Origin of the sequence: Sphingobium sp. CFD-2 (assembly GCF_024611135.1) — a bacterium.
Taxonomy (GTDB): domain Bacteria; phylum Pseudomonadota; class Alphaproteobacteria; order Sphingomonadales; family Sphingomonadaceae; genus Sphingobium; species Sphingobium fuliginis.
Window position 1 is genome coordinate 3,418,364 of the sequence record NZ_CP084405.1, and the last position, 19,150, is coordinate 3,437,513.

Genomic DNA, 19,150 nt, shown 5'->3' on the forward strand with positions numbered 1-19,150 from the left:
ATAATCCTTAACTCAAGTGCCGTTCGGGCCGAGCCTGTCGAAGCCCTGCACTACTCTTCAAGAACATATGGCCCTTCGACAGGCTCAGGGCGAACGGAAATCGATGCCGCGATCAGCCCGCAATCGCCATGCGGCGCAGGTCGCGGGCCTTGGTCAGGATGATCTCTTCCAGTTTCTGCACGGTCGGGGCCTGCACCGGCACATCGACCCACTGGCCGCCCTGGCTGACCTGGCGGCTGGCGGCGACGCGCAGCGCGTCGGCGCGCAGATCCTGGTCGAGGATCGATACGGTCAGCTTCATCCGCTCATTGGGGCTGTTCGGATTGGCGTACCAGTCGGTGACGATCACGCCGCCGTTCGAATCCGTCTGGACCATCGGCATGAAGGACAGGGTGTCGAGGCTGGCGCGCCACAGATAGGCGTTGACGCCGATGGTCGTCACCTTCGATGCGGCGAGGTCCGCCTTCGGGCGGTCCTTGGCGCCGCCCCCGCAGGCGGCGAGCGGCAGAAGTGCAGCCAGCAGCAGACCGGCGGAAAGGCGCGAAGAAAGGCGGCGGACCATCATTATTGTCCCATCAAACGAGTAAACGCCCCGCTTCTATAGAGGACCGGCGGCAATGGGCAAGGGGGACTCCGGGACGGCGCGACGACGACCCGCCGTGCAACCGGGGCGAGTCCTGTGTGTTCCGTGCAACAGCTCCGACAAAAAACCGGTGGCGCTCTACCAATTCCAGAGCCTTGCGTATATGAAGGACCATAGAAAAGTAGTCGGCGGGGAAGAGATTCGGAACATGCGCCTGAAAAGGGGACATATAGCGTTGGCAGGCTCGGCGGTCGCCGTGGCCGGCTTCATGCTGTCCCCTGCCATCGGGGCGGCCACCGACCTTGTCCGCATGCGCGCCGAAACGCCGGTTTCGCTGGGTGCGCTGGGCAGCATCTCCTCCTTCACGCCGACGACCAAGGACCCGCGCCTGGCGGCAGCCTATGCGAAGATCGCCGCGTCCGCGAGTCGTCAGAATTTCCGCTTCACCCCCACCAGCGGGTCGCTGAGCGGTCAGCGCTCGGTCACCGTCATGGTGCGCGCCGCCGACCTGAACGATCGCGTCGCGATCAGCCGGACGCTGGACCCGGTGAGCATCGCGCCCGTCGCCTTCAGCCTGAACAGCGCGCATAACTGGCGCAAGTTCGCCCTGCCCGAAGCGGTGGGCCGCAAGGAACTGGACCCGGTCGCCGTCGAGCCGATGGCGGGGGCCAGGAATTTCTCGCTGGATCAGGGCCGCAAGGACCGTTTCAGCACCAAGGTGCTGATCGAGAGCCGCCGCGAGCCGGCCGCGACGATCCGCAACCCCAGCGCGGACAAGGATTATTCGCTGGATCTGGCCAGTTCCTATTCGCTGACGCGCAATCTGAACGTCACCGCGGGCATTCGCTATAATAACAGCTTTGCCGGACGCCTGACGCCGATGACCGACGACCGGCAGGACGCGCAGGCCGTCTATCTGGGCACGATCTTCAAATTCTAAAACGGCTTGAGGGGCGAGGTTGAGCGGCATCATGCCTGCCTCGGCTTCTGTCTTGTCCAGCGTTGGTCCCGTCCAGGCCGAACCATGGTCCGGGGCGGGAGCATGTTCAGCCTCCATCCGGCAGAAAGACCTGAGCGCCCTGTTTCGCCCGGCAACCGGGAGGCTTTAGAGCCAATCGACATTCAGCCCTGACGGCCTGCAAATGGCGCTTTTCCGTGCTTCCGGTGCTCACCTATTTTGAGTAGGCTGCGCTCCGGGTCACGGAAAACCACCATTTTACCTTCGGTGGCCTTCGGCTCGGCTCGTCATCTTCTGAATGTCGATTGGCTCTACGGTTCGCCCTGATCGTCCCGCAAGCCGCCGCAGCCGTTCAGCGTTCCCTCGCCAAAGGCCACCGCCACGCGGTCGGACCAGACCGCATCGCTCATGCCGTCGCTGCATGGCCCTTCGGTTACGGTCATTGAAAAGCCCTCGCCCAGGAAACGGACAGCCCGCGGGTCGTCGTTCCGGGATATGGCGTAGCGGACGGGCGCCCTGTCCGGGCGCTCCAGCACGGCGGTCGATCCCTTTACCGTTACGGCCCAGAAAGGCTCGGTCCCGATCGCCCGATAACCATCGTCCACAGCATGCTTAACGCCGGGAGAGCTGACCGGCGGGCTCTCCTCCGTTCCACGTGCCTCTGTTCCACGTGGAACCAGTTTCGAAATATTTTCAGGGTCTTGGCCTGGCGCTGGGTCCGGCGTCCCGATCGGTGCGGAGGCATGAGGCTGCGCGCCATTGGCAGAGGGCATCCCGTCGCCGCCACACCCCGCCAGCGCACACAGGACCAGCGGCAGGAATCGTCTCACGCCTTGCCGACCTCATCCCGCCGGAAGCAATCCACCGCATGATCGTTCACCATCCCGATCGCCTGCATCCATGCATAGACGATGGTGGGGCCCACAAATTTGAAGCCGCGCTTCTTGAGATCCCGGGAAATCTCTTCGGAAAGGTCGGTTCTGGCCGGGAAGGTCAGGCCATCGTTCCGGATCGGCTCGCCCCCGACGAAATTCCAGACATAGGCGGAGAAATCCTCGCCCCGTTCCCGCATATCGCAGAAAATCCGCGCGCCCGCGATCGTCGCTTCGATCTTCGCCCGCGCCCGGATGATGCCGGGGTCGCCCATCAAACGTTCGACATCGGCCCCGTCGAAGCGCGCAACCTTGTCCGGATCGAACCCCGCAAAGGCGGCGCGGAACGTCTCCCGCTTGCGCAATATGGTGATCCAGCTGAGGCCCGCCTGAAAGCCCTCCAGCATCAGCGTTTCCCAGAGCATCCGCGGATCGCGTTCCGGAACGCCCCATTCGCTGTCATGATAGGCGCAATAAAGCGGGTCCGATCCAGCCCAACCGCAACGGACCCGCTCCATCGGATCAGACGTCCAGATTGGCGACGTTCAGCGCATTGTCCTGGATGAACTCGCGCCGCGGTTCGACCACATCGCCCATCAGCCGCGTGAAAATCTCGTCGGCGACGTCCGCCTGCTCGACCTCCACCCGCAGCATCGAGCGATTATCGGGGTCCAGCGTGGTTTCCCAAAGCTGTTCCGCATTCATCTCGCCAAGGCCCTTGTACCGCTGGATCGCCAGCCCCTTGCGCCCGGCAGCGAGGATCGCCTCCAGCAATTCGCTGGGCCGCGTGACCGCCGTCGAACCCTTGGTCGCGACCGGCAGATCGTCATCCCCCGCCTCCTCGGCGGCGGCGGCCGCCTTGGCCGTGACCAGACGGCTGGCGGTGCGATAGCTGTCCGCCTCCTCGGTTGCGATGGCGTGCAGCTTGCGCGCTTCGGCCGACCCGATGAAGCCCGCCTCGATCATGTGATGGTCGGTGACGCCGCGCCACAGCCGCTCGAAATGGAAGCCGCCCTCCTCCGCGATCCGGCCGGTCCACCTGCCCTCTTCGTCCTGCGCATCCATCCAGCGGACGGTGTTCGTCAACCGTTCGGCCTGCGCGTCATGGCTGAGTTCCGGATCGAGCGCGCCGTTGATCGCCAGCGCTTCGATGATCGCGGGATTGTAGCGGCGCGGCACATAGCGCATCACCGCGCGCATCCGCCGGCCATGCTCGATCAGGTGGCGCAGGTCTTCGCCAGACCGCATGCCCCCGGTCGTTTCCAGCGCCATGGATTCGACGCCATTGTCGACCAGATACTGCTCCAGCGCGGCTTCGTTCTTGAGGTACACCTCCGACCGGCCGCGCGTCGCCTTGTAGAGCGGCGGCTGGGCGATAAAGAGATGCCCCGCCTCGATGATCTGCGGCATCTGGCGGTAGAAGAAGGTCAGCAGCAGCGTGCGGATATGCGCGCCGTCGACGTCGGCGTCGGTCATGATGACGATCTTGTGGTAGCGCAGCTTTTCCAGGTTGAAATCGTCGCGGATGCCGGTGCCCATCGCCTGGATCAGCGTGCCGACTTCCTTGGACGACAGCATCCGGTCGAAACGGGCGCGCTCGACGTTCAAAATCTTGCCCTTCAGCGGCAGGATCGCCTGATTGTGCCGGTTGCGCCCCTGCTTGGCCGAACCGCCGGCCGAGTCACCCTCCACCAGGAAGAGTTCGGATTTGGCGGGATCGCGTTCCTGACAGTCGGCCAGCTTGCCGGGCAGCGAGGCGATGTCCATCACCCCCTTGCGCCGGGTGAGTTCGCGCGCCTTCTTCGCGGCTTCGCGGGCGGCGGCGGCGTCGATCACCTTCTGCACGATCATGCGGCCATGCTGGGGATTTTCCTCCAGCCATTCCGCCATCTTGTCGGCCATCAGGCTTTCCAGCGGCTGACGCACTTCGGACGAAACCAGCTTGTCCTTGGTCTGCGAGGAGAATTTGGGATCGGGCAGCTTGACCGACACGATGGCGGTCAGGCCTTCGCGCATATCCTCGCCGGTCAGCGAGACCTTCTCCTTCTTCAGCAGGCCGGACTTGTCGGCATAATTGTTGAGCGTCCGGGTCAGCGCAGCGCGGAAGGCGGCAAGGTGGGTGCCGCCGTCCCGCTGCGGGATGTTGTTCGTGAAACAGAGGACATTTTCATAATAGCTGTCGTTCCATTCCAGCGCGACGTCGATGGTGACATCGTCGCGGCTGCCCGAAATCGCGATCGGATCGGGCATCAGCGGCTGCTTGTTGCGGTCCAGCCACTTCACGAAGGCCGCGATGCCGCCCTCGTAGAACAGCTCGATCTCCTTCTTCTCCTCATGCCGCGCATCGATCAGGAACAGCCGCACGCCGGAATTGAGGAAGGCGAGTTCGCGATAGCGATGCTCCAGCTTCTCGAAATCGAATTCGGTGTGGTTCTTGAACGTGCCGCCGTCGCCGGGCACTTTCTCGGTCGAGGGGAGGAAAGTGACCTTCGTCCCTTTCTTGCCCGCGGGCGCGTCCCCGATCACCCTGAGCGGCGCCACCGCGTCGCCATAGGCAAAGCGCATATAATGCTCCTTGCCGTCGCGCCAGATGTTGAGGTCGAGATATTCGCTGAGCGCGTTCACCACGCTGACGCCCACGCCGTGCAGGCCGCCCGACACCTTATAGGCGTTGTCGTCCGACGTGTTCTCGAACTTGCCGCCCGCGTGGAGCTGGGTCATGATGACCTCGGCCGCTGAGACGCCCTCTTCCTTGTGGATGTCGGTGGGGATGCCCCGGCCATTATCCTCCACGCTGACCGATCCGTCGGGATTGAGCGTGATCAGGATGCGGTCGCAATGGCCGGCCAGCGCCTCGTCTATGGCATTGTCGCTGACCTCGAACACCATATGATGCAGGCCGGAACCGTCGTCGGTGTCGCCGATATACATGCCGGGCCGCTTGCGCACGGCATCCAGCCCTTTCAGGACCTTGATGCTGTCGGCGCCATAGGCATTGCTGTTGGGGTTGTTCTGACTTTCCTCGCTCATATCCGAGCATATAGGGAAAAGGGCCAGCAAACTAAAGCGAAACATGGCGGCTATCGCCCGCGCCGGGCAGGGTCTATCAGGCGGCTATGCGCATGATCCTGACCCTGGTCCTGATGCTTGCCGCCTGCTCCAAGAGCAGCGACGTGCTGGAGGAACTGCCCAACAGTTCGCTTGCCGGCGCACCGCGGGAGGAGGTGCCGGAAACCCGTCTGGAATCGCGCCTCGTCCGCCCGGTGACCATTGGGGAGGACGGTCCGCGCCTCGACGCCTGCGGCGCCATGGGCCAGGCGGTGCGCGTAGGCGCCGGAGGAGCGGCGGTCCGGGCCGCGCCCTTTTCGGACGCCGGAGAAGTCGCCCGCATGGCGGAGGGCAGCCGCGCATGGGTCTGCACCCGCAGCCTCGACCAGAAATGGCTGGGCGTCGTTCTGGTCCCCGATCCTCCTGCCGACAATGCCGCGGCCCCGGTGGATTGCGGCGTGTCCGGACCGGTGGATCGCAAGCAGCCCTATGACGGCCCCTGCCCCAGCGGCTGGGTGTCGAGCGCCGCCATCCGGTTGATCGCGGGTTAGGGGGATGCGCCGCCCTTGTCCCTCCGCAGGCGGGAGCGGGCGGGCGCGACATCGGCGGTGGTTTTGCTGACGGCAAAGCTGGAGGCTGGTTGCGCCCGCCCCTAACCCCTCCCGCAGGCGGGAGGGGAATGCCTTATGACGGCCATCGCCACCCGGCCGCTAAATCCCACCCAGATAATCGATCTTGCTCAGCGGCACCCCCGCCTGCCGCAGCAGGGCATAGGCGGTCGAAACATGGAAATAGAAATTGGGCAGCGCAAAGCCCAGCGCATGGCTGCGTCCGGTAAAGCGGAATTCGCCGCGAGGGCCCTTGAGGATCACTTCCGCATCCTCCCGCCCGTCGATCCGCTCGCGAGGCACGGATTCCAGGAAGGCGATGGTCTTGCCGATCCGTTCTTGCAGGTCGGCAAAGCTCTGCTCCGTATCGGGCATGGCAACCGGATCGAGCCCACCGATGCGTGTCACCGCGCCCTTGGCGCTGTCGCTGGCATATTGCACCTGTCCGGTGAGCGGAGCCATGTCCCCGATCAGGCGCGCCTGCGTCAGCGTCAGTGGATCGATGCCCTTTTCTTCCGCATGGGCGGCGCCCTTCTCCAGAATGGCGGAAAGGTTGCGCAGCCCGCGGATGAAGACGGGAACGGTCAGGTCGTACAGGTCGGTCGCCACCAGGCTCTCCTCATGATCGTGAGGCGCCTAGATATGGCGTGGATCGCTACAGTCGATACCCGCGCGAAATAAAAGGACCGGCCGGCGGACTCCATGCCGGCCGGTCAGGGGGCAACCGGATCAGCCAAGCGCGGGGCGTTCGCGCGGGACAATGGTGAAGAAGGGCAAGGCATGGTGCACGATCCAGCCGATCGTCGCCGCATAGAGCAGGGTGCCGAGGCCCACCGTGCCGCCCAGCAGCCAGCCGACCGCCAGCACGCCGATCTCGATACCGGTGCGGACCCATTTGACCGGCAATCCGGTCCGGCGGCAGAAGCCCGTCATCAACCCGTCGCGCGGGCCCGGGCCCAATCCCGCGCCGATATAGGCGCCGCCCGCAATGCCGTTGAGGACGATCCCCGCCGCCAACCAGGCGAAGCGCATGGCATAGCCCTCCGGCGTGGGCAGGATCATCAGGCTGAGGTCCACCGCCGTGCCGATCACCGCAATGTTGCAGACCGTGCCGATACCGGGCCGCTGACGCAGCGGCCACCAGAGCAACAGCACGATCGCCCCGACCAGATTGACGGTCATGCCGAAACTCAGACCCAAGCGCGGCGCCAATCCCTGATGCAGCACGTCCCAGGGATCGAGCCCCAGATCGGCGCGCAGCATCAGGGCCATGGAGAAGCCATAAAGGCCAAGGCCCCAGAAAAGCTGGAAAAGGCGGCGGTGCATCATCATGGCGGTTGAAATCACCCGAAATGGCCTTTTACAAAATGGCCATTATTGGGTAAGTGGCATCCTCCCTTTCCGGATTGGAACCCATGGTCATGTCCACTTCCCTGTTGCGGCCGCCTTCCCTGCTTCGCCTGCTGGGCGCCTGGCGCGCCGAAGACAGCGCGGAGCCCGCCTATCGCCAATTGGCGCAGGCGCTGCGGATGCTGGTGCTGGATGGGCGCGTCGGCCTGAACGTCCGCCTGCCCGGGGAACGGGAACTGGCCGCCGCGCTGGGCCTCAGCCGCACGACCATCGCCGCCGCCTTCGACCGGCTGCGCGACGAAGGCTTTCTGGAAAGCCGGCAGGGATCGGGCAGCGTCACCCGCCTGCCGCCCGGTCGGATGGAACAGGCCCTGCCGGAAATCGACATGATCGACGGCGGCAATATCCTGAACTGGACCCATGCCGCATTGCCGGCCGCGCCGGGCGTGGGCCGCGCCTATCAGGTCGCGGTGGAGGCCCTGCCCGCCTTTCTGGGCGAGTTGGGGTACGATCCTTTGGGCCTGCCGCCGCTGCGCCGGGCGATCGCCGCCTATTATGAGCGGCGGGGATGTCCCACCAGTCCGGACCAGATCATCGTCACCAATGGCGCGCAGCAGGGATTTTCGCTGTTGCTCCACTGGCTGGCGGGACCGGGCGACCGGGCGGTGATCGACCATCCCACCTATCACAATGCGATCCAGGCCTTGCAGCGCGCCCATGTCGTGCCGGTGCCTGTCGGCCTGCCCGCGCAGGGATGGGACATCGACGCGATGGAAGCGGCCTTCCGCCAGACCAGTCCGCGCTTCGCCTATATCATCGCGGATTTCCACAATCCGACGGGGCGCAGCATGGACCCGGGCACCCGCCGCGCGCTGGTGGCCGCAGCGACGCGCAGCCATATGCCGCTAATCATCGACGAGACCATGGCGGCGATGGGTCTGGACAATATGCCGCCGCCGCCGGTCGCCGTGCATGATCCTTCCGGGCGGCAGGTCATCACCCTGGGTTCGGCCAGCAAGATCTTCTGGGGTGGGCTGCGCGTCGGCTGGATTCGCGCCGATCCGCAGACCGTCGCGGCGCTGGGACGGCTGCGCACGACGATGGACATGGCGAGCCCGGTGGTGGAGCAGCTTGCCGTCGCGCATCTGATCGATAGCGACGAAGGGCTTGGCCCGCGGGCGGCGATCCTGCGGGGGCGTCGCGATCATCTGCTGGGGCTGATCGAACGACACCTGCCGCACTGGCGTGCCGAATCCCCTGCCGGCGGCCTGTCGCTCTGGGCGGAACTGCCGCGCGGCGAGGCGACGGCGCTGGCCGCCATTGCCGAGAGTCATGGCGTGCGTGTCGCGCCTGGGCCGCGCTTCGGCGTGAGCGGGGCGTTCGAGCGCTTCCTCCGCCTGCCCTTCACCTTATCGGAGGAGCAACTGACCACTGGCGTCGAGCGGTTGGCGGAAGCCGATGCGCGGCTTCACGCCCGCATGCCGCGCGGCCGCGATTCCCTGGCGGCGGCGTTGGAGGCGGATCGGCTGATCTGAGCGCTGGCGGATATCGGTCATGAACTGCCATCGGCGCGGCATGCCCCTGCGGAGGAATCCGCAGGAGACAAACAGCTCGCGAGAGTAAGGTGCGGCCTTTGGATGGTCGCCCGCCGACCACCGCCTCTTACCGCCGTCACCAGCCCGACAGGCCATCGATGGCGGCCCAGCCGGAAGCGCCGATTGCCTTCAGCATATGCCGATGCGCCGCGTTCACCCCGCCCAGGGCGATTACCGGCATCGGGGCGAGCCGGGCCAGGGCGGCGAAGCCCGCTCGCCCCAATAGGGGTGAACCGGGGTGCGAGCGCGTCGGGAAGAGTGGCGAGAGCAGGACGATATTTGCCCCATAGCGCACGGCTTCCGCCATCTCCCGCCCATCATGCACCGGCCTGCTGTGGAGCAGCACCTTTCCTGCCCGCCGCCGATCACGTCCGTGCCAGCCATCGGCACGCCAGGCCTGCGCCTGCGCCGCCGTGCCGCCCAGCATGAGCACCAGCCGCCGCCTTCGGGCAATCCGGGCGATCCGATCGAACAGGGCGTGCCGCTCCGCCGCGGCCGTGCGATAGTGCCGGAATATGACTCCCGCCTTCCCCTTGGGCAGACGGGCGACAGCAGCCAGCAGGGCAGGCTCCCCAATGCGTTCGTCGGTCATCAACCAGATTGTCGGCAATTTTTTGCGGTGGCGGCGTTGCATGGCCATCGCCTATAGCAGCCGCCATGACGACCGACAGCATCGAAGCCGCAGACCGGCTGGCCGCGAACCGATTGGCCGAGATACGCGACGCCATGGGCCGCGCCGCCCGCCTTACCGGCCGCACCGCCGACGACATCACCCTGATCGCCGTGTCGAAGACGCAGGCGGCGGACGCCATCCGCCCGTTGATCGCGGCAGGCCAGCGGGTCTTCGGGGAAAATCGCGTGCAGGAAACGGAAAGCAAATGGCCTGCCCTGCGGGAGGAGCATGAGGGCCTTAAACTGCACCTCGTCGGTCAGCTCCAGTCGAACAAGGCGGCCGACGCGGTCGCCCTGTTCGATGTCATCCATTCGCTCGACCGGCCGTCGATGCTGACGGCGCTGGCCAAGGCCATGGACGCGGCGGACAGGCGGGTGCCCTGCTTCGTGCAGGTCAATATCGGTGCGGAAGCGCAAAAAGGCGGTTGTCCGATTGCCGACGTGCCCGCGTTGATCCGATCGGCCCGGGACGCGGATATTCCGCTGCTGGGCCTGATGTGCGTGCCGCCGGCCGACATCGAACCCGCGCCCTTCTTCGCGCTGCTCGCCAAGATGGCGCGGGAGGAGGGGATGGAACAGCTCTCCATGGGCATGTCGGGGGATTATGAAACCGCGATCATGCTGGGCGCCACGCACATCCGCGTCGGCACGGCCCTGTTCGGGGAGCGCCCTGCCGCTCGCCCGGCACCGGGGAGCGGCAGGGGCATGATCAGAAACTCCCGCGAAGGGTGATGCCGTAGGTGCGGGGATCGCCCAGATAGGCGGAGATCAACTGGTTCGCCATCGGTGCGCCCAGGGCGAACTGGCCGGTGGTCGAGGTGGACGGGCTGCTCGACTGTAGCGGGCTGCTGAAGGCGACCTGGCTATAGTCCTGGTTGAAGATGTTCTGGCCCCAGAATTCAACCGCCCAACGCTGCTGCGGCCCGCGAATGCCGACACGGGCATTGAACACCGCATAGCCGTCCTGCCGCTTTTCGGGGAACAGGTCCGATCCGGTGTTGAAGTCGCTGCTCATGCGCCCGTCGATATAGAAAAGCGCCGACAGGCCGTTGGAGCCGAGCGAAGGCGTCCAGGACGCGCTGACCGTCGTCACGACTTCCGGCGCCTGGGAGTTGATCGAACCCGGCAGCAGGAACAGCGCCGGATCGAGCGGCACCGTTCCGTCGCCGCTGCCGACCAGGCGGTTGGCGAATTTGGCGCGGGCATAGGTGAAGCCCCCCGCGACACGCACGTTCCGCACCGGGGTTGCCGACAGTTCCAGTTCCACGCCCTGGCTGATCAGGCCGGGTCCCACATCGCCGCCTGCGCAGGTCCGCGCCGCCGTCAGCGCGCCGTCGCAGCCATTAATGTTCTGGACGACGAAGCTGGTGCCGTTGAAGGTGTTCAACTGGAAATTCTTGAACTCCTGCCGGAAGGCGGCGATGTTGGCGCTCCATTTGGGCCGGGTATATTTCAGGCCCACTTCGAACGCATCGACCTTTTCAGCGGCGAAGCGCAGGCTGGTGACGTCGGCATTGGTGCGCGGCGCGAACACGGCCGGCACCGCGTTCAGGCCCGTCGATCCGAGCTGGAAGCGGTCGAGATTGTAGCCGCCCGCCTTATAGCCCTTCGAATAGCTGCCATAGACCAGCAGTTCGTCGATCGGCTTCCATGACAGGACGGCGGTGCCGGAAAACTCCCCATCGCTGATCTTGTCATTGAGGTCGAGCGCGTTCAGCCCGGTCGATCCGTTGCCGAGACAGCCCAGGGTCAGGATGCCGCCCGCCAGGGCCGCCGCGCTGCCGAGCTGCGCATTGGTCGCGATGGCGGGCAGGCTGGAGGCCTGCAAGGCCGCGCAGGTGGCGTTGTTATTGTTGAGGTCCGCCGAGAAACGCTTGCTCTCATGGGTGTAGCGAAGACCCAGCGTCAGATCGAGCTGCTTTGCGATATGGATGATATTATGGGTGAACAACGCCCAATTCTCGCTCTTCTGATGGTAGAGCGAGGCAATGTCGCCGGTGCCCGACGGGATCGCCGCCAGCGCGCGGAGACCATTGCCCAGGCCGGTCGAAATCGCCCCGGCCTGCAAGGCTGGAACGCCGGCAAGGACGAGGCCGCCGTTGAGCTGCGCCTGCGTACCGGCGATCAGCGCCTGCGTCGCAAGGCCGCTGCCGCAAGCGGCAAGCTGCGCCGCCGTCAAATTGCTGTTGACGCCTGCCCCCGCCATCAGACGGCAGGCGGCAAAGCGGCCATAGTCCGCGCCGAAGACGATATTATCCTCCAGCGTCAGCTTCTCATGCGCATAATAGCCGCCGACCAGCCAGTCGAGCACATCGTTGAAGGCCGATCCCTGCGCCCTGAGTTCCTGGGTGAAGGTCCTGAACTGGCGATAGGTGTTGGGATCGCGGTAGAGCAGGTCGGCCCCGCTATAGTCGTAATCGCCATAGTCCTGGCTCTTGTAATCGCGATAGGCGGTTATGCTGGTCAGCTTGGCGCCGCCCAGATCATAATTGATCTCGCCCGAAACGCCCCAATCCTTGAGCTTGCTCACATAATTCCGGCCCGCCGTGATGGTGAGGTCGCGGTCATAGGGATCGGCGGCAAAGACGCTGCCCTGCCCCGCCAGAATGGCGGCGATCCGGTTGAAGGGCGCCGTGCTGTAGCCCCCGCCGGGGACCGGACGGCGTTCCCGCGTCTCCATATAGGCGGCGCCGCAGCAGCTTTCGTCGCGATGGGTATAATCCCCGATGAGGCGGATGGAGAGCGCGTCGTTCGGCTCGAACAACGCCTGCCCGCGCAGGAAATAGCGGTCGCGGTCATTGGTTTCCCCGACCTTGGCCCCGCTGGCGTTCACCAGATCGTAGAAGCCGTCGCGCCTGGACCAGACGCCGTCCAGGCTCAGCGCCAGCTGATCGCTGATCGGCCCGGTGATGCGGCCGGCAAGGCGCCAATAATCATAATTGCCGTAAGTGATCTCCGCCTTGCCCGCGAGCTTGAACTCCGGCGCCTTGCTGATGATGTTGATGAGGCCGGCGGAGGCGTTGCGCCCGAACAGCGTGCCCTGGGGACCGCGCAGCACCTCGACCCGCTCGATCTCACCCAGTTCGTTGAGGCCGGCGCCGGTGCGCGAGCGATAGACGCCGTCGATGAACACCGCGACCGAGCTTTCCAGCCCCGGATTGTCGCCCACCGTGCCGATGCCGCGGATGCGGGCAGAGGCATTGGCCTCTGTCCCCGTGGAGGACAGCAGCAGCGAAGGGGCGAGCTGGTTGAGCGCGCGAATATCCGTCGCGCCGCTATTCTGCATCGCCTGCGCCGTCACGGCGGACACGGCGATCGGCACGTCCGACAGCGGGCTGGCGCGCCGGGTGGCGGTGACGATGATGTTGACGCTTTCCGGATCGACCGCGGTTCCACCGTCCTGCGCCCATGCGACCGGAACGCTGCTGCCCAATGCAACGGCACCGACAGAAATCAGCCAAAGGCTCTTCTTCATGATGATGCTCCCTCTCCTTATCCGCGCGGCTTTGCGTCGCGTCGAATTATTGTCGAACTATGCTGCCACAGCAGGATGAAGGCAAGATATGCCTGCTTTTCAGAGGCTTTGATCCCCCATGGTGACCGGATTCTCATGCACTGTCACCTAAAGGAGACAGCTTAAATTCCGGTTTCCGTTACGTCCGCCTAAGCAATGGGAAAACGCAGCAGCCGGCCGGCGACCGGCACCAGGGCGGCCGCACCCGATCCCATCACCCGGCGAATCTCGCCATGACCGGCATCGAGGCCGCCCGTCAGGGCTCCAAGGGCAGGCAGAATCAATTTGGTCCGCGATCCGACGAAGCAGCGCCGCGACACGTGGCGTCCGCGCACGGACAGGCGGAACTTGGGGTGGAAATGCCCTGATATTTCCGGCCGGGGGTCGGCAGGGTCCGCCTCATGCCGCAGCCAGATGCCGTCCACCTGCATGTCCGTGCGACGCGTGCCGCCGGGCGTCCGCGCCATGCCGGCATCGTGATTGCCGGTGATCCAGACCCAGTCGAGCCTGTCCGTCAACACGGCCAGTCTTGCCCGCGCCGCCGGATCGAGCCGGGCCGCGCCATCGGCATCGTGAAAACTGTCGCCCAGCGACCAGACGGCCCGCGCGCCCGTCCGTTCCACCAGCATCTCGATCATGTCCAGCGTCGCCAGGCTGTCATGGGGCGGCAGGAACTGCCCGGATCGGGCGAACCAGCTTGCCTTTTCGAAATGCAGGTCGGCCACCAGCAGGGCGGAGCGCGCCGGCCAGAACAGCGCAGCCTCCGCCAACGCCAGAAAATCATGACCCGCGAACGAAAGGGGAACCATGGCCTGCCTATGCCCCCTTGCCCCGCCGCTTTCAAGAGGGCAGCGAAGCGGCTATGGGCGCTGCCATGGAATCCGCTTTCACCATTGCCGCGCTTTACCGTTTCGCGACCTTCGCCGATCCGGAGGCGATTGCCCGCGATTTGCGCCTGCTCTGCGCCGATCTTGGCACCTGCGGCACGCTGATCGTCGCCGGGGAGGGGATCAACGGCACGGTCGCGGGGAGCGAGAGGGCGATTGCGGCGCTGGTCTCGCATATCCGGGCATATCCGGGCTGCGCCGATCTCGACGTCAAATATGCCCATGGCGAGAGTCCGCCCTTCGCCCGGATGAAGGTGAAGGTGAAGGCGGAGATCGTGACGCTGGGCGCGGGCGATCTCGACCCGGCGCATCAGGCGGGCACGCATCTCGATCCGGTGGAATGGAACGCCCTGATAGCCGATCCGGACACGGTCGTGATCGATACGCGCAACGCCTATGAAGTGTCGGTGGGCAGCTTCGAAGGGGCGATCGATCCCGGCACCCGCTCCTTCCGCGATTTCCCGGCCTGGTTCGACGATTTTGCCGAAAAGCTGCGCGAGGAGGGCCGCACGCCGCGCATCGCCATGTTCTGCACCGGCGGCATAAGATGCGAGAAATCGACCGCGCTGGTCAGGGCCCGCGGTTTTGAGGAGGTCTATCATCTGCGCGGCGGCATTCTGCGCTATCTGGAGGAAATGCCCGAAAAGGACAGCCTTTGGCAGGGCAACTGCTATGTGTTCGACGAGCGCGTGGCGGTGGGCCATGGGCTGAAGGCGGGCGATTATGTCACCTGCCGGGCCTGCGGCTTGCCGCATGTGCGGGACGCCGCGCATGATTGCGCGGCGGACGGGTCGGGCGTCTGGCCGCACAGGAACCAGGGCTGAAGGACCAGGGCATAGCGTGACCCCGCCTTCGCAGGAGCAGCTTGCGCTTCACCGGGCCGGCGTTTCGACCAGTTCCGCTATCTCGAACGCATAGCGTTTCCAGCCGCGCATCCGCGCGCCTTCTTCCGCCGCCGTCCGCTTCCTCTTCGCCTCGGCCAGCGAGCGGCTGTGGCCCCAGAAAACCTCCGTCCTGCCATTCTCCAGTATCGCGACGATGCGCCAATAATGGGTGAAGGCGTCCGCCGTGGGCCCGATGGTCTTCACATAGCCGTCCGGCATCGTCGCCGTCAGATAGCGCTTCTTCCTGCCCATGGGCCTGTCACCCGACGAAGCGGTGCAGCGCGGTCCCATGGGTGCGCAGCCAAGCCCGCGCAGGCCGGGGGTCTTCGCCCAATATCCGCTTGTGGGCCGCGTGAAAGGCAGGGCTGTGATCCATGTGCAGCAGATGCGCCAGCTCATGCGCCACGGTCGCCCGGCGCACCTCCGGCGGGCAGAGGATCAACCGCCAGCTATAGCGGATCGCCCCGCTGGAGGCGCAGCTCGCCCAGCGGCTGCGCGGATCGCCAATGCCGACCGACGCCACGATCAGCCCATTGTCCCGCGCCATTTCATGGCTTTCGGTCTCCAGCACGGCCTTCGCCCGCATCTTGAGCCAGCGCAGCACCCGCGACCCGACTGATTCCGCCGCGCCGCCCAGCAGCAGCCGGTCGCCCTCCAGCCGGATCGTGCGGGAAGCGCCTTCGACCCAGCAGATGCGCACCTCCCGCCCCTCCAGCGGGAAGACGGCGCCATCGCCCAGCGTGACAAACGCGGGTTGCCGCGCCATTTGCGACCGGACCCAGCCCTCATGTTCCTGCGCCCAGCCGAGCGCGCGCTTCAGATTGGCGCGGGTCGGCAGCGACAGCCGCAACTCCCCCCGCGCTTGGTCCAGCGACAATCGATAGGCCTTGGCCCGCGCCGACCGGCGGATCCGCACCGGAACGGCGATGCCGTCGATCAGAATTTCAGCGTCAGAGCTCTCTGTCGACAAGATGGTTTTCCCAATCGCCGGCGTCGGCTTCCGCAATGGTCCAGCCGCGCACGGACTCCTGGGCCCGGTGCACCGCCTCGCGGTCGCCGCAGATCAGATAGTGCCATTCGGGCAATGGCTTGCCCTCGCCCCGCAGCCGATAGGCGCAGGTGCGCGGCAGCCAGCTTATCGTCTTCACCTTGGCAGGGGTCAGCCGCACGCAATCGGGCACGAAGCGGCGGCGTTCCTTATAATTGGTGCACTGCCCGCTATGCCGGTCGAGCAGGCGGCAGGCGACATTGGTGGGGTAGATGTGCCCCGTATCCTCATCCTCCGCCTTGTGCAGGCAGCATTTGCCGCAGCCGTCGCACAGCGCTTCCCACTCCGCGCGGTCCAGTCTGTCGAGGGGCTTTTCCCAGAAGTCCAACCGTCACTTCACCCATTTTTCGAGGAAGGCCGTCACCCTGGCGGGATCGCCCTCATCCACATCCGGCGTTCCCGGATCGTCCACCGGCACCAGCGCGACCGGCGCGCCGTCGCCCCCGAAGAGATAGGGCGTGCGGCTGTGGCTCACCAGATAGCCGCTCGCGCCCTTCGTCTCTTCCTTATTGTAGAGCACGACGAAATCCTTCGCCACCTTGGCGATCTCGTCCGGCGTGCCGGTCAGGCCGATCAGGCGGGGGTGGAAGGCCGCGACATAGGTTTTGAGGACGGCGGGCGTGTCCCGATCCGGATCGACGCTGATGAAGATCGGCTGGACCTTTGCGGCGAGCGCCGGTTTATCCTTCTCGAACTTCGAAAAGCCCTGCATGATGCGTTGCAGGTCGATCGGGCAGACATCGGGGCAATAGGTGTAGCCGAAATAGACCAGGCGATACTTGCCCTTGAAATCGTCCCAGCGGACCTTCTTCCCGTCCTGATCGGTCAGGGTGAAGGGCGCGCCGATGCTGGCCCCGTGCAGATCCCCCTGGGCGCTTTCATCGCCGCTTGATGCATTGCCCCCGGCCCCCATATTACAGGCTGCCAGCAGGGCGGTCAGCGGCAGGGCGAGCGAAATCAGCGCTTTGTTCATGGCGCCGCCAGCCATGCCCTGCTATGGCCCGATTTGCAAATTCCAACGGGGCTATGGACATAATGACAGGACGTTTTCCGGCTTGGATGGGCCTTGGCCGTGCCGCCGCTCTGGCCCTGGCGCTGCTGTCGCCGGTCGCGGCGCAGGCGCAGTTTTCCGACAATTACAATTTTCTGAAGGCGGTCAAGGACGCCGACGGGCAGAAGGTGACCGACCTGATCCAGAAGCCGGGATCGACCGTCATCAACAGCCGCGACGTGACGACCGGCGACACCGCGCTGCACCTGGTCGTCGCCCGGCGGGACAATACATGGCTGACCTTCCTGCTCGCCAAGGGCGCGAACCCGAACCTGACCGACAAAAACGGCAACACGCCGCTGATGGACGCGGTGCAGGCCCGGTTCGAGGAAGGCGTGCGCAGCCTGCTGACCTATAATGCGCAGGTGGACAAGGCGAATGGCAGCGGCGAGACGCCGCTGATCCGGGCGGTGCAGCTTCGCGACGTGGCGCTGGTCCGGCTGCTGGTCGCGCAAGGCGCCAATCCCGACAAGCGCGACACGATCGCCGGCATGTCGGCGCGGGACTATGCGGAGCGCGACGCCAGGACGCCGGGGCTGGTGGAAGCGCTGAGCGCTGCGAAGACGAAGACAGCACCCAAGGGACCGGTGCAGGGGCCGGTGTTCTGATTTTTTCCTGAAGCGAACATCAGACGATGCGTGTTCCTGCGCAGGAGCACGTATCGCTTAAGGGAAATGTCGCGGGAGACTATCCGTCCCCTCGTCGATCTCCACGCAGATCAGACTACCACCCCAGTTCCGCGGCATGATCCGGGTCCGCCAGCGCCGTCAGCCGCCTGGCCGCCCGTCTAGCAAAGCGCAGCGTTTCCGCCTTGCGCCGCGCGGCCGCCAGCGGCTCCATGGGTGCGGGGCGCACCAGTTCGGCGTCATATTGGTCCGCGACGATCAATCCCGTCCGTCCCGGCCATAGCGCCTCGCTCTCGAACAGCGACAGGTCGAAGCCCGACGGCACGGCCCAGAAATAGCGGTCGCAATAATCGAAATAGTCGGGCCATTTCATGTCGCCCAACAGGTCGGCGCGGCTGCACTTGATCTCCACGATGGTGATCCGACCCGCCCCGTCCAGCGCCATGATGTCGGCGCGCCGGCCATTGGGCAGCGGCACTTCCAATATCCCGCTCATGTCATGGCGGAAGAACAGGCGCAGCGTGCCCCGCGCCACGGCCAGAGCCGTGCCGTCCGTGAGGGGCGAACAACTGTCGGAAAGATCGGATTCCATGTCCGGTTCTTAGAACAGGAAGGGAACAAAAGGAAAGGGCCGATTCAGGATCGCCCGAACCGGCCCTTCTTCACCCCCTGCGCGCCCGGCGCGAAAACGGTCAGCGATAGAAGACGTGATTGTCTATCGCGGCGAGCTGGCGCTTGCCCCAGCCGGGCGAAACCCGACGGGCGTGGAAATAGAGCGCACCCTCTGCCTTGCTGTCCCAGCTATCGTCCATCGCGATCTGGGCGATGGCGACGGCCTCGCGCCAGCTTTCGCTGCCCAGGCGGATCGACGGCATGCCATTGCCGCGCACGAAGCTGAACTGGCCGGGCTGATAGACGACGCCGCACAGGCTATCGGCAAAGCGGCCGGACCGGGCGCGATTGATGATGACGCGGGCAACGGCCAACTGGCCTTCCAGGCTTTCGCCCTTGGATTCGAAATAGACGGCGCCGGCCAGGCACTTCATGTCGCCGGAAACATCCTCGGCCGCGCCCTGCGCGTCCACGAGGGCGGCGAGATTGTCGGCCTTCACATCGGCGCTGTCGGAAAGGGGAGCCAGCGGCTGCACGACTTCGCGCGGCGCGGCGAAAGTGACGGCGGGCGTGGCGCCGGCCGGAGCTGCATTCAGCTCATTGCTTCCCGGAAGGGAAAGGACCGACGGAGCCGCCTCGGAAGCGCTCGACATGTCGGCCGCGGTAACCGCCGCTGTGGCGGAAAGGGAAAATGCCGCGAAGATCGCAGCCTTCAGACGAAAACTCATTACAGCTCAAAATCGTGCGGTTCTTGGCCGGGAACGTCAAAAAACCCCTAAAACACGACGTTCGGCCGCCCCCCGTCTGCGTGTTTACCGCATCCGCCCCCCATGGACGAAAAC

General features: G+C 65.5%; 21 protein-coding genes. 6 read left to right on the forward strand and 15 right to left on the reverse strand.

Features of this window, described 5'->3' with window-relative positions; all coding sequences use genetic code 11:
* Positions 1–112: 112 nt before the first annotated feature.
* Positions 113–562 (reverse strand): DUF3576 domain-containing protein, encoded by a 450-nt coding sequence (locus LDB29_RS16895; protein WP_257557047.1) that lies wholly within the window; start codon positions 560–562, stop codon positions 113–115.
* Between the two features lie 229 nt (positions 563–791).
* On the opposite strand from LDB29_RS16895, the gene LDB29_RS16900 reads away from it, so the two are divergent.
* Complete coding sequence (locus LDB29_RS16900) at positions 792–1,523, forward strand: hypothetical protein (protein ID WP_025551889.1); 732 nt, start codon at positions 792–794, stop codon at positions 1,521–1,523.
* Between the two features lie 329 nt (positions 1,524–1,852).
* Here the strand turns inward: LDB29_RS16900 and LDB29_RS16905 are convergent, their stop codons facing one another.
* The 3 genes from LDB29_RS16905 to gyrB are packed head-to-tail and all read right to left on the reverse strand — an operon-like array spanning position 1,853 to position 5,443.
* Entirely contained in the window at positions 1,853–2,359 is a 507-nt protein-coding gene (locus tag LDB29_RS16905) for a COG3650 family protein (RefSeq protein ID WP_025549639.1), read from the reverse strand.
* 8 nt (positions 2,360–2,367) lie between these two features.
* Positions 2,368–2,931, reverse strand: coding sequence for a DNA-3-methyladenine glycosylase I (locus LDB29_RS16910; protein WP_025549638.1), 564 nt, complete (start codon positions 2,929–2,931; stop codon positions 2,368–2,370).
* 4 nt (positions 2,932–2,935) lie between these two features.
* The gene (gene gyrB / locus LDB29_RS16915) at positions 2,936–5,443 is read right to left on the reverse strand and encodes a DNA topoisomerase (ATP-hydrolyzing) subunit B (RefSeq protein WP_099185548.1); all 2,508 of its coding nucleotides are present in this window, start codon (positions 5,441–5,443) and stop codon (positions 2,936–2,938) included.
* A gap of 86 nt (positions 5,444–5,529) precedes the next feature.
* Between gyrB and LDB29_RS16920 the strand changes: the two genes are divergently transcribed.
* Positions 5,530–6,012 carry a hypothetical protein gene (locus tag LDB29_RS16920; protein ID WP_025549637.1) on the forward strand — a complete coding sequence of 161 codons (483 nt, stop codon included), beginning with the start codon at positions 5,530–5,532 and terminating at the stop codon, positions 6,010–6,012.
* A gap of 159 nt (positions 6,013–6,171) precedes the next feature.
* On the opposite strand, the gene LDB29_RS16925 is transcribed toward LDB29_RS16920, so the two are convergent.
* On the reverse strand, positions 6,172–6,678 hold the full coding sequence (locus LDB29_RS16925) for a DUF1993 family protein (RefSeq protein ID WP_025549636.1): 507 nt from the start codon (positions 6,676–6,678) through the stop codon (positions 6,172–6,174).
* Between the two features lie 120 nt (positions 6,679–6,798).
* Positions 6,799–7,401 (reverse strand): YitT family protein, encoded by a 603-nt coding sequence (locus tag LDB29_RS16930; protein WP_025549635.1) that lies wholly within the window; start codon positions 7,399–7,401, stop codon positions 6,799–6,801.
* A gap of 89 nt (positions 7,402–7,490) precedes the next feature.
* On the opposite strand from LDB29_RS16930, the gene LDB29_RS16935 reads away from it, so the two are divergent.
* On the forward strand, positions 7,491–8,954 hold the full coding sequence (locus LDB29_RS16935; protein ID WP_025549634.1) for a PLP-dependent aminotransferase family protein: 1,464 nt from the start codon (positions 7,491–7,493) through the stop codon (positions 8,952–8,954).
* Between the two features lie 136 nt (positions 8,955–9,090).
* Here LDB29_RS16935 and LDB29_RS16940 read toward each other — a convergent pair whose 3' ends face one another.
* Positions 9,091–9,654, reverse strand: coding sequence for a thiamine phosphate synthase (locus LDB29_RS16940; protein ID WP_025549633.1), 564 nt, complete (start codon positions 9,652–9,654; stop codon positions 9,091–9,093).
* A 17-nt stretch (positions 9,655–9,671) separates the two neighbouring features.
* On the opposite strand from LDB29_RS16940, the gene LDB29_RS16945 reads away from it, so the two are divergent.
* Positions 9,672–10,418, forward strand: a complete 747-nt coding sequence (locus LDB29_RS16945) for a YggS family pyridoxal phosphate-dependent enzyme (protein ID WP_025549632.1) — start codon at positions 9,672–9,674, stop codon at positions 10,416–10,418.
* On the opposite strand, the gene LDB29_RS16950 is transcribed toward LDB29_RS16945, so the two are convergent.
* On the reverse strand, positions 10,396–13,161 hold the full coding sequence (locus LDB29_RS16950) for a TonB-dependent receptor (protein WP_025549631.1): 2,766 nt from the start codon (positions 13,159–13,161) through the stop codon (positions 10,396–10,398). The two genes, LDB29_RS16945 and LDB29_RS16950, sit on opposite strands and share 23 nt — an antisense overlap.
* 188 nt (positions 13,162–13,349) lie before the next feature.
* Positions 13,350–14,009, reverse strand: coding sequence for a ligase-associated DNA damage response endonuclease PdeM (gene pdeM, locus LDB29_RS16955; RefSeq protein ID WP_025549630.1), 660 nt, complete (start codon positions 14,007–14,009; stop codon positions 13,350–13,352).
* A 53-nt stretch (positions 14,010–14,062) separates the two neighbouring features.
* Here pdeM and LDB29_RS16960 point away from each other — a divergent pair, with 53 nt between their 5' ends.
* Positions 14,063–14,911 carry a rhodanese-related sulfurtransferase gene (locus LDB29_RS16960; RefSeq protein ID WP_257554881.1) on the forward strand — a complete coding sequence of 283 codons (849 nt, stop codon included), beginning with the start codon at positions 14,063–14,065 and terminating at the stop codon, positions 14,909–14,911.
* Positions 14,912–14,959: 48 nt separating this feature from the next.
* On the opposite strand, the gene LDB29_RS16965 is transcribed toward LDB29_RS16960, so the two are convergent.
* Genes LDB29_RS16965 through LDB29_RS16980 form a run of 4 tightly spaced genes read right to left on the reverse strand, consistent with a single transcriptional unit; the run spans position 14,960 to position 17,007 of the window.
* A complete protein-coding gene (locus LDB29_RS16965) occupies positions 14,960–15,223 on the reverse strand; it encodes a hypothetical protein (protein ID WP_025549628.1) in 264 nt (87 codons plus the stop codon).
* Between the two features lie 7 nt (positions 15,224–15,230).
* On the reverse strand, positions 15,231–15,941 hold the full coding sequence (locus tag LDB29_RS16970; RefSeq protein ID WP_257554882.1) for a M48 family metallopeptidase: 711 nt from the start codon (positions 15,939–15,941) through the stop codon (positions 15,231–15,233).
* Positions 15,922–16,347: a YcgN family cysteine cluster protein gene (locus LDB29_RS16975; RefSeq protein ID WP_048577548.1), complete on the reverse strand. Its 426-nt coding sequence runs from the start codon at positions 16,345–16,347 to the stop codon at positions 15,922–15,924. Before LDB29_RS16975 ends, LDB29_RS16970 begins: the two co-directional genes overlap by 20 nt.
* Positions 16,348–16,350: 3 nt before the next feature.
* Complete coding sequence (locus tag LDB29_RS16980) at positions 16,351–17,007, reverse strand: SCO family protein (RefSeq protein ID WP_257554884.1); 657 nt, start codon at positions 17,005–17,007, stop codon at positions 16,351–16,353.
* A gap of 47 nt (positions 17,008–17,054) precedes the next feature.
* On the opposite strand from LDB29_RS16980, the gene LDB29_RS16985 reads away from it, so the two are divergent.
* Positions 17,055–17,678 carry an ankyrin repeat domain-containing protein gene (locus tag LDB29_RS16985; RefSeq protein WP_257554886.1) on the forward strand — a complete coding sequence of 208 codons (624 nt, stop codon included), beginning with the start codon at positions 17,055–17,057 and terminating at the stop codon, positions 17,676–17,678.
* Positions 17,679–17,793: 115 nt separating this feature from the next.
* Here LDB29_RS16985 and LDB29_RS16990 read toward each other — a convergent pair whose 3' ends face one another.
* Together LDB29_RS16990 and LDB29_RS16995 are read right to left on the reverse strand one after the other, a co-directional pair.
* A complete protein-coding gene (locus tag LDB29_RS16990; RefSeq protein ID WP_025549623.1) occupies positions 17,794–18,288 on the reverse strand; it encodes an MmcB family DNA repair protein in 495 nt (164 codons plus the stop codon).
* Positions 18,289–18,388: 100 nt separating this feature from the next.
* A complete protein-coding gene (locus LDB29_RS16995) occupies positions 18,389–19,036 on the reverse strand; it encodes a cell wall hydrolase (protein ID WP_025549622.1) in 648 nt (215 codons plus the stop codon).
* Positions 19,037–19,150 lie beyond the last annotated feature (114 nt).